This is a genomic window from Mycobacterium senriense, from assembly GCF_019668465.1.
Lineage (GTDB): Bacteria > Actinomycetota > Actinomycetes > Mycobacteriales > Mycobacteriaceae > Mycobacterium > Mycobacterium senriense.
This window is the reverse complement of sequence record NZ_AP024828.1, coordinates 3804073-3819744: the sequence shown is the minus strand read 5'-3', so window position 1 is coordinate 3819744 and position 15672 is coordinate 3804073. Positions and strand designations below refer to the sequence as shown.

The following is a 15672-nucleotide window of genomic DNA, read 5'->3' as shown; positions in this document are numbered from 1 at the left end:
AAGAGTAGACACTTAATCGGCGCCGGAGAGCGGGCGGTCCTGACGGCGCGACCGAATCGAGCTGACCGGAACGAAAGGTGGCGGCCATGCCGACCGAGGCTTCGGCCCTTCCGGCCTCGCTGACCGTATGGGCCGGACCGGCGAAGTATGTCTTTACCCCAGGCCGCGACGTGCTCGCGGGCTACGGCCCGGGTTGTGACATTCCCCTGGAGCGTCTCGGCCAGCCTTCCCAGCACCCGCGGCCGCCCCGGGTGGACGTGATCCTGCGGTTCACGGGAACGCAATGGGTGGCCATCGATCTGAGCCGCCGCGGCATCTTCGTCAACGGATCCCGGGTGGCGACCGTCGAGATCCGCGACGGTCTGGGGATCGCTATCGGCGATCCCCAGCACGGTCCGCGCCTCGTCTTTCAAACCGCACGCTCGGCCGCACCGCCCGGACCTCCCCCGCCCGCCGGCCCGGCGTATCCACCCCAGGCGCCTTCGGTTCCGCCGGGCGCGCCGCCGCCGGGCGGTCGTCCAAGCGAGCCCGACCCGCGGGATCCGACGCAGAGCGCCACCCAGCGGATGCGCGTGGTCCCGCCCCCACCGCCCACCGCCCAGCGGCCTACCCAGCCCAGCCCACCGCCACCACCGCCGCCCGGCGGGGCTCCCCCGCCCGCGGCACCGCCGGCTCCGCCGGTCCCCCCGCCCGCCGCGGAGCCCGAGCAGCACAAGGGCCCGAGCCTGATCGAGCGGATGGTGACCAGCAAGCTGCGCGTCCAGCGCCCCTCCTTTCGCACCGAGGAACCCAACTCCACCTTTCGGCTGCCGCTGCTAACCGCGTCGCGCACCAGCGGCGTGACGGCCTACCAGCTGGGGCTGGCGGTCGATGGTCGCGAGACCCTGTCGGGCATCTCGTTCACTGCGCGTCCCGGCACCATGACCGCGGTCATCGGGCCGTCGGCCGCACGCAATTCCGCGCTGCTCGCGCTGCTGGCCGGCACCAGAGAACTGAGCGCCGGGCGCGTCATCGTCGACGGACACGACGTCCACGCCGAGCCGGAGTTCATGCGCACCCGCATCGGTGTGGTCCCGCGCGACGACCGCCTGCACCGGCAGCTCACCGTCGCAAAGGTGGTGGAGTACGCCGCCGAACTCCGGCTGCCACCGGACACCACGGCCGAGCAGCGGGAGCGGGTGGTCAGCCAGGTTCTCGACGAACTCGAGCTGACGCCGCACCGGGACACCAGAATCCGCAACCTCTCACCCGAGGCGCGCCGGTGCGCCGCCCTGGCTGTCGAGCTCGTCAGCCGGCCAAGCCTGCTCGTGGTCGACGAACCCACCGCCGGACTGGATGCAGCGCAGCAGCGGCACGTCATGGCGATGCTGCGGCACCAGGCCAACCTCGGCTGCGTCGTCGTGGTCGCGATTTCGGCGCACGGGTCGCTCACCGACGTCAACGCGTGCGACCACGTGTTGGTGCTCACCACAACGGGCAAAGTCGCCTACCTGGGAACGCCCCTGCAGGTCGAGTCCGCGATGGGCACCAACGACTGGTCGAGGGTGCTCGCGCAGGTCGGCGAGGACCCCGAGGGGGCCCATCGCGCCTTCCGGGTGCGGCCGCAGACAGCGGCACCGACCACCCCACCCGAAGTCGCGGCAGCGGCTCCGCCGCCACCCGGGCGGTCCAGGAACCGGCAGATCCGGTTGCTGGCCCGGCGCGAGGTTCGCATGCTGCTCGGCGATCGCATCTACTGTGCGTTCCTGGTGATCCTGCCGTTCGTGCTGGCGGGGTTCGCGTTGCTGATCCCGGGTGATTCCGGCCTGACGCGGCCCGACCCGGGCAGCACCAACCCGCACGAAGCCATCGAGATCCTGGCCGCCCTCAACATCGCCGCGGTGATCATCGGCACGGCGCTGACCATCCGCGCGGTGGTGTGCGAGCGTCACGTCTTCCGCCGCGAGCAAGAGGTCGGCTTGTCGGCGCCGGCCTACCTGACCGCCAAGCTCACCGTCTACGGCCTGACTGCAGCCATCTGGACGGCCGTCGTGTTCGCGATCGTCATCGCGGTCAAGGGCGAGCCGGGACGCAGCGCCGTCCTGCTGCACAACGCCACGGTCGAGCTCTACGTGAGCGTGGCGGTCACGGCGATCGTCTCCGCGATCATCGGCCTCGCGCTGTCGTCACTGGGCAAGTCGCTGCGGGAGGTTCTGCCGCTGGTAATCCCGGTGATCCTGGCGTCCGCGCTGTTCAACGGCAGCCTGGTGCAGCTGGTAAGCGTGCTGGGCTTACAGCAGATCAGCTGGTTCGTCCCGGCCCAGTGGGGGTTCGCGGCCGCGGCGTCCACCGCGAATCTGCGCAGGGTCGACTCGCTGGCCGCCAACGCCGTCACCTGGACCCACTACAGCGGCTGGTGGGTGTTCGACATGGGGATGCTGGTGTTGTTCGGCGTCATCGCGGCCGGGTTCACGCTTTATCGGCTGCGGTCGCCCCTCGGCCAAAGTCGCGGCCCTTTTCCCGATCCCGAGCCGCAAGCCCCTCATCCCGAGCGCTGAGTTTCCGGCGCCGTCGGCTCGCGACCGCCGGGAAGTTCCGTTCGGCGACATGAACTGTCGTCGATGTTCGCCGCGACGCGAACCGCCCATTACTGTCGGCTTATGGCGCCTGAAACGACTACCACTGCCGATCATCTACGCAACGCCTTGGACGGGCGCTGGCGCGATGTCAGAAACCGGATGCGGGACACACTCACCGAGGATCTCTTCCGCCCGCACTACACCCCGAACACCATCATCGCCCGCACCAAGGTGGCTGAGCAGATGCGAATCATGGCGGCGTTCGGCGCGGCCGCCGACAGTTTCAAGAAGGAGCACGGCGGGACCGGCGACGTCGGTGCGGCGATCACGATGATCGAGATGCTGGCGATGTCGGACCTGTCGCTGATGGTGAAGGCCGGCGTGCAGTGGGGGCTGTTCGGCGGGGCCGTGGAGAACCTGGGCACGGAGCGCCACCACGAGATCTACGTGCCCAACATCATCAGCCTGGAGTTGCGTGGCTGTTTCGCGATGACCGAGACCGGACACGGCAGCGACGTGCAGTCGTTGGAGACCACGGCGACCTACGACCCTGAGACCCAAGAGTTCGTCATCGACTCCCCCACCCCGTCCGCCCGCAAGGATTACATCGGCGGTGCCGCCGAAACCGCAACCATGGCAGCAGTTTTCGCGCAACTGATCACCACCGAGGACGGCAAGCCGGTCAATCACGGTGTGCACTGCGTCCTGGTCCCGATCCGCGACGAGGACGGCAACGACCTGCCCGGCGTCACCACGTCGGACTGCGAATACAAGGGCGGGCTGCCCGGCGTCGACAATGGGCGCATCGTGTTCGACCATGTCCGCGTCCCGCGGGTCAACCTGCTGAACAAGTACGGCGACGTCGCGGCCGACGGCACGTACAGTTCGCCGATCGAGAACCCCAACCGCCGGTTCTTCACCATGCTGGGCACCCTGGTCCGCGGCCGGATCACCGTGGGCGGCAGCGCCGGCGCCGCCGGCCGGGTGGCCTTGGACATCGCCACCCGATATGCGTTGCAGCGCAGGCAGTTCAGCGCACCCAATGAGGATTCCGAGGTGCTGATCATGGATTACCTGGTGCACCAGCGGCGACTGTTTCCGTTGATCGCGAAGTCATACGCGCTGCAGTTCGCCCAGAACGAGCTGGTCGGCAAGTGTCACGACGTGCAGAGCGCGGACGCCCCCGACGCCGACGAGCAGCGCGAACTGGAAGCGCGTGCCGCCGGGCTGAAGGCCGCCAACACCTGGCACGCCAGCCGCGCGATCCAGGAGTCCCGCGAGGCGTGCGGCGGCGCCGGCTACATGGCCGAGAACCGGCTGATCGGGCTACGGGGTGACACCGACGTCTTCACCACGTTCGAGGGCGACAACCACGTGCTGACCCAGCTGGTGGCCAAGGAGCTGCTGACGGCCTACGCCGACGACATCAAGAGCATGAGCCCGGTCGAATGGGTTCGCTTCGCCGCCAACACCGTCGGTGAACGCGTCGTCAAACGCACTGCGGCAGAAACGATTATCCAAACGATCGTGGATGCCCGGCAGGACAGCGAAGAAGAGGGCAGCCTGTTCAACCGCGGTACCCAGATCAAGATGTTCGAGGACCGCGAGGAATATCTGCTGGCATCCGTGGCCCGCCGGCTGCAGGCCAAATCCAAAGAGATGTCGGCATTCGACGCGTTCAACTCGGTGCAGGACCACGTGCTGCATGCGGCCAGCGCGCACATCGACCGAGTCATCCTGGAGGCGTTCGTCGCCGGGATCGACGCCTGCCCGGACGAGCAGGCCCGCGAACTACTCGGCATCCTGTGCGACCTGTACGCGCTTTCGGTGATCGAGGACGACAAGGCCTGGTACATCGAGCACCGCTACCTGTCCACCGAACGCGCCAAGGCCGTCACCCGCGGCATCAACGACCGGTGTCGCGCGCTGCGACCGCACGCCGAGACCATCGTCGACGGGTTCGGCGTCCCGGAGCGGCTGCGTTACGTCGAGATGCTGCACCCGGAGAACTTGTCCGAGGCACTCACGAGCTGACGGGCTGTTCGGCGATCGCCTCCAGGTCCGGCGCCCCGGCGGGGCGTTGCGGCCGCACGTACCTCGCCCAGGTCAACAGCGCCGCGGCGACGTAGCAGCTCATGAACGCCCAGGAGGCCGGCGTCTCGGTGCCGGTGATGGTGTAGGACTCGCGCAGTGCCAGGTTGATCAGGTCGTCGTGGAGGCTCACAGCGACCAGGAACCCGCCGGCTGCGATCATTCCGGCCAGCACGGTGAGCGTGACGCGGCCACCGTGGCCAGAGTCGTGCGGCCGCGCTGGCGTGATCAGACTGTTACACAACGCGATTGGTTCTCCTGCGAAGCCTTGGGTGTGCAGGGAAGTCATTGGCGTGGAACGTTATTGATTCGGGACCTTGCCAAGGGTCTGCAGCTTGCCGTCCGGGCCGATCCGGAACTTCACCGTTCCGATCCCGGTGGGACAGCACAGCTGATCGTTTCCCTTCTGCCACTGGTATTGAACGGTGACGGTGTCATCCGAGGGCGGTAGCACGGTTATATACGGCTTCGGGTTGGAGGTGGGGCTGCCGAGCGGCGTGTTGTGGTCGAAGAACAGCAGTTGTTGCGGACTTGATTCGCTGGCGATCGTCGGGATGATCTGCACCCAGTGCAACCGGCAGTTTCGCGTGTGCCCCCGCCCCATCTCGACCCAGATGGTGCCGGGGATGGCGATGGGAACCGCGGTGATCGCCCGGCGCACGGTGTCGGCCGTGGGCCCGTCGGAGTCCTTGCAGGTGTCGGGTCGTGCCTGCGGTGGCGCGGTCGGCTTCCAGCCGCAGCCGGAGGCCAGCAAAACCAGAAAGATCACAATGAGCTGACGCACGCGGTGAGCTTAGCGAAGACTGTGAATGTCCCGCCGGTTTGGTCAAAAACCCCGTTCTGAGAAGCGTTTCGAGGCTCGCGCTGCGTAACCTCGAGCGGGGCGGGCGGTCAGCGGTGACCTGCGCTAACGCGATCCTGAGCCGTGAATTCCCCCAGCGGTTTCACAACGGCCCGTTGGCCGTTGAGAGGAAGAAGTAAACCGGGGGAAATTTCGAGCAGCGATGCCGAAACATGCCTGCTCCACAATGAACTCACCCGATACGGAGCTAACCCGTACGCACTCGACGGAGGGACGTAAGCGTGGCAAGGGAGTCCATGGCGCGTGAGAACGCCGTGAACACCATGTGCGCTTACTGCGGCGTCGGCTGCGGCATGGTGTTGCAGATCACAACGGACCCGAAAACGGGCCGCGATCACGTCGCCAAGTCGGTTGGGAACAAGGAACATCCGGCGAATTTCGGCCGGTTGTGCACCAAGGGCGCCACCACCGCGGACATGCTCGGCGCGCCGGGCCGGATGGAATCGGCGCATGCGCGGGCCGACCGGGGTGAACCACTCGAGCCCATCTACATGGACCGGGCGATCACCCAGTGTGCGAAACGGTTACGGGCGATCATCGATCAACACGGCGCGGACGCCTTCGCGATGTACGTGTCCGGCCAGATGTCCATCGAGGCGCAGTACCTGGCGAACAAGCTGGCCAAGGGCTTCATCGGCACCGACCAGATCGAGTCGAATTCGCGTCTGTGCATGGCCAGCGCGGGGTCCGGTTACAAGCTCTCACTGGGCGCCGACGGACCGCCCGGGTCCTACCAGGACTTCGAGCGTGCCGACGTCTTTTTCGTGATCGGCGCCAACATGGCCGACTGCCATCCCATCCTGTTCCTTCGCATGATGGACCGGGTCAAGGCCGGCGCAAAGCTGATCGTCGTCGACCCGCGCCGCACCGCGACCGCCGATAAGGCCGATCTGTTCCTTCAGATCGCGCCGGGATCGGATCTGGCACTGCTCAATGGACTGCTGCACCTGATCGTCGAAAACGGCCACACCGACGCCCATTTCATCGCCGAATTCACCGAAGGCTGGGAGGTGATGCCCAGTTTCCTGGAGCAGTACACCCCCGACATGGTCAGCGCGGCGACCGGCATCCCCGAAGAGGACATCCGCGCGGCGGCTCAAATGATTGGCGAGGCCGAGAATTTCATGAGCTGCTGGACGATGGGCCTCAACCAGAGCACCCACGGCACCTGGAACACCAACGCCATCTGCAACCTGCACCTGGCCACCGGGGCGATCTGCAAGCCGGGCAGCGGCCCCTTCTCCCTCACCGGACAACCCAACGCGATGGGCGGTCGCGAGATGGGTTACATGGGTCCGGGATTGCCGGGTCAGCGTTCGGTGGCATCCGACGACGACCGCGAATTCGTGGAAAACCTGTGGGGCATTCCCCGCGGCACCCTGCGCACCGAGGTGGGCAGCGGGACCATCGACATGTTCTCCCGGATGGCCGACGGCCAGATCAAGGCCTGCTGGATCATCTGCACCAATCCCGTTGCCTCCGTTGCCAACCGAAAGACGGTGCTGGCCGGACTGGAGCGCGCCGAATTGGTGATGGCCCAGGACGCGTTTTTCGATACCGAGACCAACGAATACGCCGACGTGTTGTTGCCGGCGACCCTGTGGACGGAGTCCGAAGGGGTGATGGTCAATTCCGAGCGCAACATGACATTGTTCCAGCCCGCGGTCCAGGCGCCGGGCCACGCCCTGCCCGACTGGCAGATCATCGCCCGGATCGCCTGCGAGATGGGCTTTTCGGAGGCGTTCAGCTACGACTCCGCCGAGGAAGTTTTCGAAGAGATCAAGCGGTTCTCGAACCCGAAGACCGGTTATGACCTGCGTGGCGTCAGCTACGAGCGGTTGCGTCAGAGCCCGCTGCAGTGGCCGTGCCCACCGGAGGGCGACGGTGACCGCAACCCGATCCGCTATCTCAACGACGGCGTCAGCCAGACGCAGTTCGTCCGCGAGGACGGCAGCGTACCGCGGTTGGCCTTTCCCACGGCGACGGGTCGCGCGGTGTTCTTCGCCCGCCCGCACCTGATGCCCGAGGAAATGCCCGACGACGACTACCCGTTCCTGCTGAACACCGGTCGCCTGCCGCACCAATGGCACACCATGACCAAGACCGGCAAGGTCGCCAAACTCAACAAGCTCAACCCCGGGCCATTCGTCGAGATCCACCCCGACGACGCCGCGCGCCTGCAGATCGCCGACGACGATCAGATCGAAATCGCTTCCCGCCGAGGCCGTGCCGTGCTGCCCGCCGTCGTCAGCGACCGGGTGCGGCCCGGTAACTGCTTCGCGCCCTTCCACTGGAACGACGCTTTCGGGGAATACCTGTCTATCAACGCCGTCACCAACGATGCGGTCGACCCGATCTCGAACCAGCCGGAATTCAAGGTGTGCGCCGTCACGCTGACGAAGATCGCCGTTTATCAACCCGTTTCGGGAACCGAGACGCCGGCGCCCACCGACACACCAGAACCCGCGCCCACGGAGGTACGAGAAATCAGCGTGTCACAAGTCGACGCCCTCGGCGAATTGCTGGGTGTGGCAACACAACCCACGCCTGAATTCACCGAGCTCGGCCGCTCCTACCTGGCCGGGATGCTGTCCGGGCTTCGCTCGGACGCGGGACGCCGCGCCGGCGGGGTGCCCACCCTGCCGCTGAGCGCGCCGTTCGATTCCAGCACCCGGCTCTGGGTGGATGGCCTTCTGGCGGGGCTGTTCTCGCGCATCGATGGGCCCCAGCCGGTCGCGCTGCCCGAGGGGGCCCAACCGACGCCGCAGCAGGCCGCTCAGCAACCGCCCGCCGCCCCGGCTGATGCGAAACCCGCGGCCGAGCGCGCTCCCATCGTGGTGCTATGGGCATCGCAGACCGGGAACGCAGAGGAACTCGCCGCCGAGATCGCCGCACAATTGGGTGCCGCCGAACTTCCGGTCACGCTGCGGAGCATGGACGACTTCCCTGCGGCCGAGTTGGCGACGACGAAGGAACTGTTGTTGGTCACCAGCACCACCGGTGACGGCGAAGCGCCCGACAACGGCGCCGGCCTCTGGCGGGCACTGACCGGCGAGGGTGCGCCGCGATTCACCGACACCCGCTACGCCGTGCTCGCGCTGGGCGACTCCAATTACGACGATTTCTGCGGTCACGGCCGCAATCTGGACGCGCGGCTGGCGGAGCTGGGGGCGAGCCGCATCGCCGATCGGGTGGACTGCGAACCCGACTACGACGACACCGCGGCGAAGTGGCTGGGCGACGTCATCGACGCGCTGACCAAGACGCCCACGGCCGTCGGCGGCGACGGAGCCGCGGTGGCGAAGGCCCGCACCGCCCCTGTAGCGGCACCGTCCCGCTCCAATGGCCACGCGACGAGCGCCTACAGCAAGAAGCACCCGCTGATCACCGGCATGGTCCGCAACACCGTGTTGAGTCAGCCGGAATCGACAAAAGACGTGCGGCACTTGGTGTTCGACCTGCCGGAGGAATCCGTGACCTACGAGGCCGGCGACGCGCTCGGCGTGTGGCCGCGCAACAGCGACGAGTTGGTCGACGAATGGCTGTCGGTGACCGGACTGAACGGCCAGACCCCGGTCGAGGTCGGCGAGCACGGCCTGATGTCGTTGCGCTCCGCGCTCACCGAGCGCATCGAGATCGCCCACATCAGCCGGGACCTGGTGCGGTTCGTCCAGGAGCGCACCGGTGACTCGACGCTCGCCGAGCTGCTAAAGCCGGAAAACAAGCGCGCACTGGCGGATTGGACGTGGGGACGCCAGTCCATCGACCTGCTGTCGAAGCTGCCGGTGTCCGCGTCGGCCCACGAGTGGCTGCGCGTCCTCAAGCGCCTTCAGCCGCGGCTCTACTCGATATCGTCGAGCCCCAAAGCGTGTCCGGGGGAAGTTCACCTGACGGTCTCTCCGGTGCGCTTCAACTTCCAGGGCGTGCCGCGCCGTGGGGTGTGTTCGACCTACCTGGCCGACCGCTCCCCCGGCGATCGCGTCGCCGTCTATCTGCAGCAGTCGAGCAACTTCCGGCCGCCGAGTGACTCGGACACGCCGATGATCATGATCGGGCCCGGCACCGGTATCGCGCCCTTCCGCGGCTTTCTGCAGGAACGGCGCGCGCTCGGCCACACCGGACCCAACTGGCTGTTCTTCGGCGAGCAGCACGCCGCCACCGACTTCTACTACCGCGACGAGCTCGAGCAGATGCGTGACGACGGGTTCCTCACCGAGTTGGACCTGGCGTTCTCCCGTGACCAGCAGCAGAAGGTTTACGTGCAGCATCTGATGCGCAACCGCGGGGCGCAGCTGTGGAGCTGGCTGCAGGACGGCGCCCAGCTGTACGTCTGCGGCACCGCCGATCCCATGGCCAAGGACGTCGACCGGGCGCTCTGCGAGATCGCGGCCGAATTCGGCAAGCTCGACCCGGACGCGGCCAGGGATTACGTCCAGTCGTTGAGCGCCGACAAGCGCTACCACCGCGACGTCTACTAGCGTCGATCGGCCGCTGCCGCCGAAGCCGTAACAGGGCGGAAACATCGCACAACCGCAGCCGAAACTTCTGCGTCGCACGATGCACTCACAAGGTCGCGCACCTGGAGGAGTGACGTCATCGTGGCTCGGGAGTGTGAGGGACCCGATCGGGTCATCAAGAACGGCTGCCCGCTGCAATGCCGGCTGCGGTACGGCGGGACGGCCGACGAACTGGTCAGTGACCAGGTCGACTGGGCGGGGCTGCCCGTCAACCTGGACTTCGCGTTCTCACGCGATCAACGCGACAAGGTCTTGGCGCAGCATCTGCTGCGCAGGCGCGGTACGCAGTTCGGCCCGTGGCGACACGGCGCCGTGGTGTGCGTCTGCGAGGCCGACGAGCGTGACGGCGCGGAAACGCTGCAGATCTCCTCTGATTCACTCTGATCAGACGCCGTATCGTTGTCCGGCCGGCCTTGGACACCAAAGCGTCGAATGTTCCCTAGTTACTTGCACGCTCACGGCCGCGCGGCGCCAACTGCTGTCGCTCAAAGCGCGCCACGCGGGTAAATCCGTTTCGACGCAAGGATTTCCTTCAGCCTGACCGTAATCGCACGGCCCCGGATAGAAACCGAAAGTTCTGGATACACTCTGCCGGTGACAGATAGCCCGTCGTCATATCTGGTGTTGGCGTCGCAGCGCAGCGGCAGCACGCTGCTCGTCGAGTCGCTGCGCGCCACCGGCGTGGCCGGCGAGCCACAGGAGTTCTTCCAGTACCTCCCGTCCACCAGCCAGTCACCGCAGCCACGGGAGTGGTTCGCCGGCGTCGAGGACGAGTCGATCCTGAGCCTGCTCGACCCGCTGGACGTCGGGACGCCGGACCTGGCGCCGCCCGAGATCTGGCGCGCATACATCCGCACGGTCGGACGCACACCCAACGGGGTGTGGGGCGGCAAGCTGATGTGGAACCAGACGCCGCTGCTGCTGGACCGTGCGAAGAACCTGCCGGATCGCAGCGGCGACGGCCTGCTGGCGGCGATCACCGACGTAATAGGCGAGCAGCCGCTGCTGATCCACGTTTACCGGCCCGATGTGATTTCGCAGGCGGTGTCGTTCTGGCGCGCGGTGCAGACGCGGGTCTGGCGGGGCAGGCCCGATCCGGTGCGCGATGCCCGCGCCACCTATCACGCAGGAGCGATCGCCCACGTCGTCACCATGCTGCGCGCGCAGGAGGAGGGCTGGCGAAACTGGTTCGCCGAAGAAGGCATCGAGCCGATGGACATCTCGTATCCGGTGCTGTGGCGCAACCTAACTCAGGTGGTGGGTTCCATCCTGGAGGCGTTGGGGCTGGACCCTCAGCTGGCGCCGCAGCCGGTGCTGGAGCGCCAGGCCGACCAGCGCTCCGACGAGTGGGTGGACCGCTACCGCGCCGACGCCGAGAAGCACGGCCTGCCAACCTGATCGGCCGGCAGAGCTAAATTCAGCCCGAGCCAATCACTTGGATGTGGCGCGCGCGGACGCCACCATTCGGATCGACGGGTGCGGCTGGGAGACGCCGCCATGGGCGCTTGAGGAGCGGTCATCGTGGGTGAAGGCGTGCCAACTGACGGAAGAGACCCCGACGCTTCGCCGCGGCCGGATTGGGCGGCCCGGCTCGGTTCGGTGTCGGTGGACTGGTGGGCGACCGCGGTGGCGGGTGTGATCGTCGCGTTGGCCGTGGCCAACGTGCTCCCGAAGATCCCCTGGTGACGGGCGTGAGCACGGTTCAGGTGGAGCCCGACGAAGCGTCGGATGAAGCCGCCTTCACCAGCACCCGTCCACTCGACTATGTGCCCGGCATCCTGCTGCTGATCGGCGTGGGCGTGTTGGGCAAGTACGCCCAGATCTGGTGGAACGCGCTGGCCAAGCACCAGCACTGGACGGTGCCCGACATCGAATACGTGTTGTGGGCGATCGTGATCGGGTTGCTCATCACCAACACCGTCGGCCTGCACCCGATATTTCGCCCGGGCGTGCTGACCTACGAATTCTGGCTCAAGGTCGGGATCGTGGCGCTTGGTTCGCGCTTCGTGCTGGGCGATATCGCCAAGCTCGGCGGGATCAGCCTGGTGCAGATCCTGGTGGACATGACCATTGCCGGAACGATCATCATCGTCGCGGCCCGCGCGTTCGGGTTGTCGGGCAAGCTCGGTTCGCTGTTGGCGATAGGCACGTCGATCTGCGGGGTGTCGGCCATCGTGGCGGCCAAGGGCGCGATCCGGGCCCGCAACTCCGATGTCAGCTACGCGATCGCGGCGATCCTGGCACTGGGGGCGGTGTCGCTGTTCGTGTTGCCGCCGCTGGGCCATGCGATCGGTCTCACCGACCACGAATTCGGTTTGTGGGCCGGGCTTTCGGTGGACAACACGGCCGAGACCACCGCCACCGGATACCTGTACTCGGACCATGCCGGCAAGATCGCGGTGCTCGTGAAGTCGACCCGCAACGCGCTGATCGGGTTCGTCGTGCTGGGCTTCGCGCTGTTTTGGGCGGGTCGGGGGCAAGCCGACGAGATCGCGCGCGGCGCCAGGGCCAAGGTCGCGTTCGTCTGGAACAAGTTCCCGAAATTCGTGCTCGGCTTCCTGGTGGTCTCGGCGATCGCCACCGCCGGCTGGCTGACGAAGGGTCAAACCGCCAACCTCGCGAACGTCTCGAAATGGGCGTTCCTGCTGACCTTTGCCGGGGTGGGGCTCAACACCGACATCCGTCAGATCGCGCGCACCGGGTGGCGCCCTTTGGTGGTCGCGGTCATCGGACTCACCGTCGTCGCCACGGTCTCGCTGGGAATCGTGCTGCTGACGTCGCGCGTATTCGGTTGGGGCGCAGGTACTTAAGGGTTTTGCGCCCCGCGTCGCATTGTCTTGTACCCGATTCCGACCGTAATTCAGGATGCCAACGTCGGCGCCGCCTTCGGCGATCCGGCACATCGCCTCCGGGAACACGTCGATCTCTTCGAATGTCTTGTAGCCCGCTCGCGCCGCGATGCCTTCGGCGTTGAGCGTGCTGACCGAGCCGCGGCGTCGCGTACTCGAGCAGGGCGTGCTCGTGGGCGGCGCGCTGCGCTCGATGCCCACCCGCTCGACGGAGCGCAGCACCTTCCTGGCCCGACGGCGTCGGCGATGTTCCCCGTGCCGGCCTCGATCGGTGCGCTTCGTCTAGCGACTGCCGGTCGCGCCGATCGGAGGTCAGGGTAAGGCCTGGCCAGAAGGCCTAATGCCGGGCTGAGCCCAACGATCGACCACGGCCGGTGCCCTATAGTGGTGATATGCAACACCCCGTACAGCTGCGCTTTGTCCCGTCGCGCTGCATCGTCGTGGACTGTTGTTGCTGTTGTTGTTGATTTCCTCAGGCGCTCTGACGTTGTAGAAATCCCCGTCGCCCATGTCAGGGCGGTATCGCCGGGTCCGCCGGCGGAATGATGACGCGGGTTCGCGAAAAGCCTTTCAGGAAGACCACCCACCCATGACCGTATTGTCCGATCCCGACGGTGCCCTGGCGCCGGTGGCGCGCACAACGGCGGACCCGGGGCTCGTCGGACCGTTTCAGGTGCGAACCCCGCTGATATCCAGCGCGAACAACGGCCGCGAACTTGTCGACGCGGACGGCTTCGCCGTCACCGGAGTGATCGAACCCGGCACGGACTTCTACCTACGCCAGGCGCCCGACACCCCGGGAATAACACTCACCGCGAAAACGGTTGGCGATCTGCATGGACGCGTGCTCACCGGGGTGGCGCTGGACGAAGCGTCGCACCGCTCTATCTCGGTGGCGCTAGCCATCCCCACCGAGATGAACATAGAGTTCGAGATTAGCTGGCAGGCAAAGGCCTGGTCCTACGTCGTTGGAGACAATAGGTAGATGAGCATCGCGGAGAACGTCACGGAACTGATCGGTAACACCCCGCTGGTCCGGCTGAACCGGGTCACCGAAGGTGCGGTCGCCGACGTCGTCGCCAAGCTGGAATTCTTCAACCCGGGCAACAGCGTCAAGGACCGCATCGGGGTTGCGATGATCGACGCGGCCGAGCAGGCGGGTCTGATCAAACCGGACACCATCATTCTCGAGCCGACGAGCGGAAACACCGGCATCGCCCTGGCCCTGGTCGCCGCGGCCCGCGGCTACCGTTGCGTGCTGACCATGCCGGAGACCATGAGCGTCGAGCGACGAATGTTGTTGCGCGCGTTGGGCGCCGAGATCGTTCTGACGCCGGGCTCCGACGGCATGCCCGGCGCCATCGCCAAGGCCGAGGAACTGGCCAAGAGCGACCAACGGTATTTCGTGCCACAGCAATTCGAGAACAAGGCCAACCCCGCGATCCACCGCGCCACCACCGCGGAGGAAGTGTGGCGCGACACCGACGGCAAGGTCGACATCTTCGTCGCCGGCGTGGGCACCGGCGGCACCATCACCGGCGTCGCTCAGGTGATCAAGGAACGCAAGCCCTCGGCACAATTCATCGCGGTGGAGCCGGCCGCGTCCCCGGTGCTGTCCGGCGGACAGAAGGGACCGCACCCCATCCAGGGCCTCGGCGCCGGGTTCGTCCCGCCGGTGCTCGCGATGGATCTGGTCGACGAGGTGATCGCCGTCGGCAACGAGGAATCCATCACCCTGGCCCGGCGGCTGGCCGCGGAAGAGGGACTGTTGGTCGGCATCTCCTCGGGCGCGGCCGTGGTGGCGGCCCTGCAGGTGGCCCGCCGGCCCGAGAACGCCGGAAAGCTCGTCGTCGTGGTGCTGCCCGACTTCGGCGAGCGGTACCTCAGCACGCCATTATTCGCCGACCTGGCCGATTAACCATGCTCGAAGCCATCCGACGTGACATACGAGCGGCCCGGGAGCGCGATCCGGCCGTTCCGACGACGCTGCAGGTGATCTTCGCCTACCCGGGCGTCCATGCCATCTGGGGTCACCGCATCAACCACTGGCTCTGGCAGCGCGGCGCAAGGCTGATCGCGCGCATCACCGCCGAAATCACCCGGATCCTGACCGGCGTCGAGATCCATCCCGGTGCCGTCCTGGGTCCCGGCCTCTTCATCGACCACGCGACCGGGGTGGTGATCGGCGAGACCGCCGAGGTGGGCGAGGACGTGACGCTCTACCACGGCGTCACCCTCGGCGGGAGCGGCAGGGACACCGGAAAACGCCATCCCACCATCGGTGATCGGGTGACGATCGGCGCCGGGGCGAAGATATTGGGCGCGATCAAAATCGGTGACGACAGTCGCATCGGTGCCAATGCAGTGGTGGTCAAAGAGGTTCCGTCGAGCTCGGTAGTCGTCGGGGTGCCCGGACAGGTCATCAGCCGCAGCCGTCCCGGCAGTCCGGACGACTCGATGATGCCCGACCTCGTCGGCGTCAGCCTGCAGTCGCTGCTGACCCGCGTGACCAAACTCGAAGCCCGGGCGGACGGCCCCCAGAGCAATCACGTCATCAGGCCGCCCGAGGCCGGTGTGTGGCACGGCGAGGACTTCTCCATCTGATCTGTGAAAGATCGTGGAGCCCAGCCGAACACGCCGTGATCTCCGGAATTCGCCACGCTGCACCGAATCCCCGTCCGCGCGTCCCCGCGGCATTGAGCTCGGCGAAGTATTACTCACGCTGAACTTAACCCCGTGATGGAATGCACCACCGTCCGCAGCGTTGCACAGTGAGTTATGACCACGACGCGCGA

Annotated in this window: 12 protein-coding genes; 10 read left to right on the top strand and 2 right to left on the bottom strand. The window is 66.7% G+C overall.

Annotated elements, in window-relative coordinates:
• The first annotated feature begins 86 nt into the window (after window positions 1–86).
• Together MTY59_RS18100 and MTY59_RS18095 are read left to right on the top strand one after the other, a co-directional pair.
• Window positions 87–2537: an ATP-binding cassette domain-containing protein gene (locus MTY59_RS18100; protein ID WP_221042364.1), complete on the top strand. Its 2451-nt coding sequence runs from the start codon at window positions 87–89 to the stop codon at window positions 2535–2537.
• Between the two features lie 102 nt (window positions 2538–2639).
• Entirely contained in the window at window positions 2640–4592 is a 1953-nt protein-coding gene (locus MTY59_RS18095) for an acyl-CoA dehydrogenase family protein (RefSeq protein ID WP_221042363.1), read from the top strand.
• Here MTY59_RS18095 and MTY59_RS28000 read toward each other — a convergent pair.
• A complete protein-coding gene (locus MTY59_RS28000; protein ID WP_415822657.1) occupies window positions 4582–4938 on the bottom strand; it encodes a hypothetical protein in 357 nt (118 codons plus the stop codon). The genes MTY59_RS18095 and MTY59_RS28000 overlap by 11 nt on opposite strands.
• A gap of 12 nt (window positions 4939–4950) precedes the next feature.
• A complete protein-coding gene (locus MTY59_RS18085; RefSeq protein ID WP_221046510.1) occupies window positions 4951–5418 on the bottom strand; it encodes an LppP/LprE family lipoprotein in 468 nt (155 codons plus the stop codon).
• 329 nt (window positions 5419–5747) lie between these two features.
• On the opposite strand from MTY59_RS18085, the gene MTY59_RS18080 reads away from it, so the two are divergent.
• The 8 genes from MTY59_RS18080 to cysE all read left to right on the top strand — a co-directional run bounded on the left by MTY59_RS18080 (window position 5748) and on the right by cysE (window position 15481).
• Window positions 5748–9989 carry a bifunctional nitrate reductase/sulfite reductase flavoprotein subunit alpha gene (locus MTY59_RS18080; protein WP_221042362.1) on the top strand — a complete coding sequence of 1414 codons (4242 nt, stop codon included), beginning with the start codon at window positions 5748–5750 and terminating at the stop codon, window positions 9987–9989.
• A 153-nt stretch (window positions 9990–10142) separates the two neighbouring features.
• The gene (locus MTY59_RS18075) at window positions 10143–10412 is read left to right on the top strand and encodes a hypothetical protein (RefSeq protein ID WP_221046509.1); all 270 of its coding nucleotides are present in this window, start codon (window positions 10143–10145) and stop codon (window positions 10410–10412) included.
• 210 nt (window positions 10413–10622) lie between these two features.
• Entirely contained in the window at window positions 10623–11426 is an 804-nt protein-coding gene (gene stf0, locus MTY59_RS18070; protein WP_221042361.1) for a trehalose 2-sulfotransferase, read from the top strand.
• A 135-nt stretch (window positions 11427–11561) separates the two neighbouring features.
• Window positions 11562–11714, top strand: coding sequence for a hypothetical protein (locus tag MTY59_RS18065; protein WP_221046508.1), 153 nt, complete (start codon window positions 11562–11564; stop codon window positions 11712–11714).
• On the top strand, window positions 11708–12838 hold the full coding sequence (locus tag MTY59_RS18060; protein ID WP_221046507.1) for a YeiH family protein: 1131 nt from the start codon (window positions 11708–11710) through the stop codon (window positions 12836–12838). The genes MTY59_RS18065 and MTY59_RS18060 overlap by 7 nt, the downstream gene beginning before the upstream one ends.
• Window positions 12839–13466: 628 nt before the next feature.
• On the top strand, window positions 13467–13862 hold the full coding sequence (locus MTY59_RS18055; protein WP_250160591.1) for a hypothetical protein: 396 nt from the start codon (window positions 13467–13469) through the stop codon (window positions 13860–13862).
• The gene (gene cysK, locus MTY59_RS18050; protein ID WP_221042360.1) at window positions 13863–14795 is read left to right on the top strand and encodes a cysteine synthase A; all 933 of its coding nucleotides are present in this window, start codon (window positions 13863–13865) and stop codon (window positions 14793–14795) included.
• A gap of 2 nt (window positions 14796–14797) precedes the next feature.
• Complete coding sequence (gene cysE / locus MTY59_RS18045; RefSeq protein ID WP_221042359.1) at window positions 14798–15481, top strand: serine O-acetyltransferase; 684 nt, start codon at window positions 14798–14800, stop codon at window positions 15479–15481.
• Window positions 15482–15672: the final 191 nt, after the last annotated feature.

Excerpts from the sequence above, each read along its gene's own strand:
- MTY59_RS18055 (WP_250160591.1), top strand. The coding sequence starts at position 13,467 with ATGACCGTATTGTCCGATCCCGACGGTGCCCTGGCGCCGGTGGCGCGC.
- MTY59_RS18080 (WP_221042362.1), top strand. The coding sequence starts at position 5,748 with ATGGCGCGTGAGAACGCCGTGAACACCATGTGCGCTTACTGCGGCGTC.
- MTY59_RS28000 (WP_415822657.1), bottom strand. The coding sequence starts at position 4,938 with ATGACTTCCCTGCACACCCAAGGCTTCGCAGGAGAACCAATCGCGTTG.
- MTY59_RS18100 (WP_221042364.1), top strand. The coding sequence starts at position 87 with ATGCCGACCGAGGCTTCGGCCCTTCCGGCCTCGCTGACCGTATGGGCC.
- cysK (WP_221042360.1), top strand. The coding sequence starts at position 13,863 with ATGAGCATCGCGGAGAACGTCACGGAACTGATCGGTAACACCCCGCTG.
- MTY59_RS18095 (WP_221042363.1), top strand. The coding sequence starts at position 2,640 with ATGGCGCCTGAAACGACTACCACTGCCGATCATCTACGCAACGCCTTG.
- cysE (WP_221042359.1), top strand. The coding sequence starts at position 14,798 with ATGCTCGAAGCCATCCGACGTGACATACGAGCGGCCCGGGAGCGCGAT.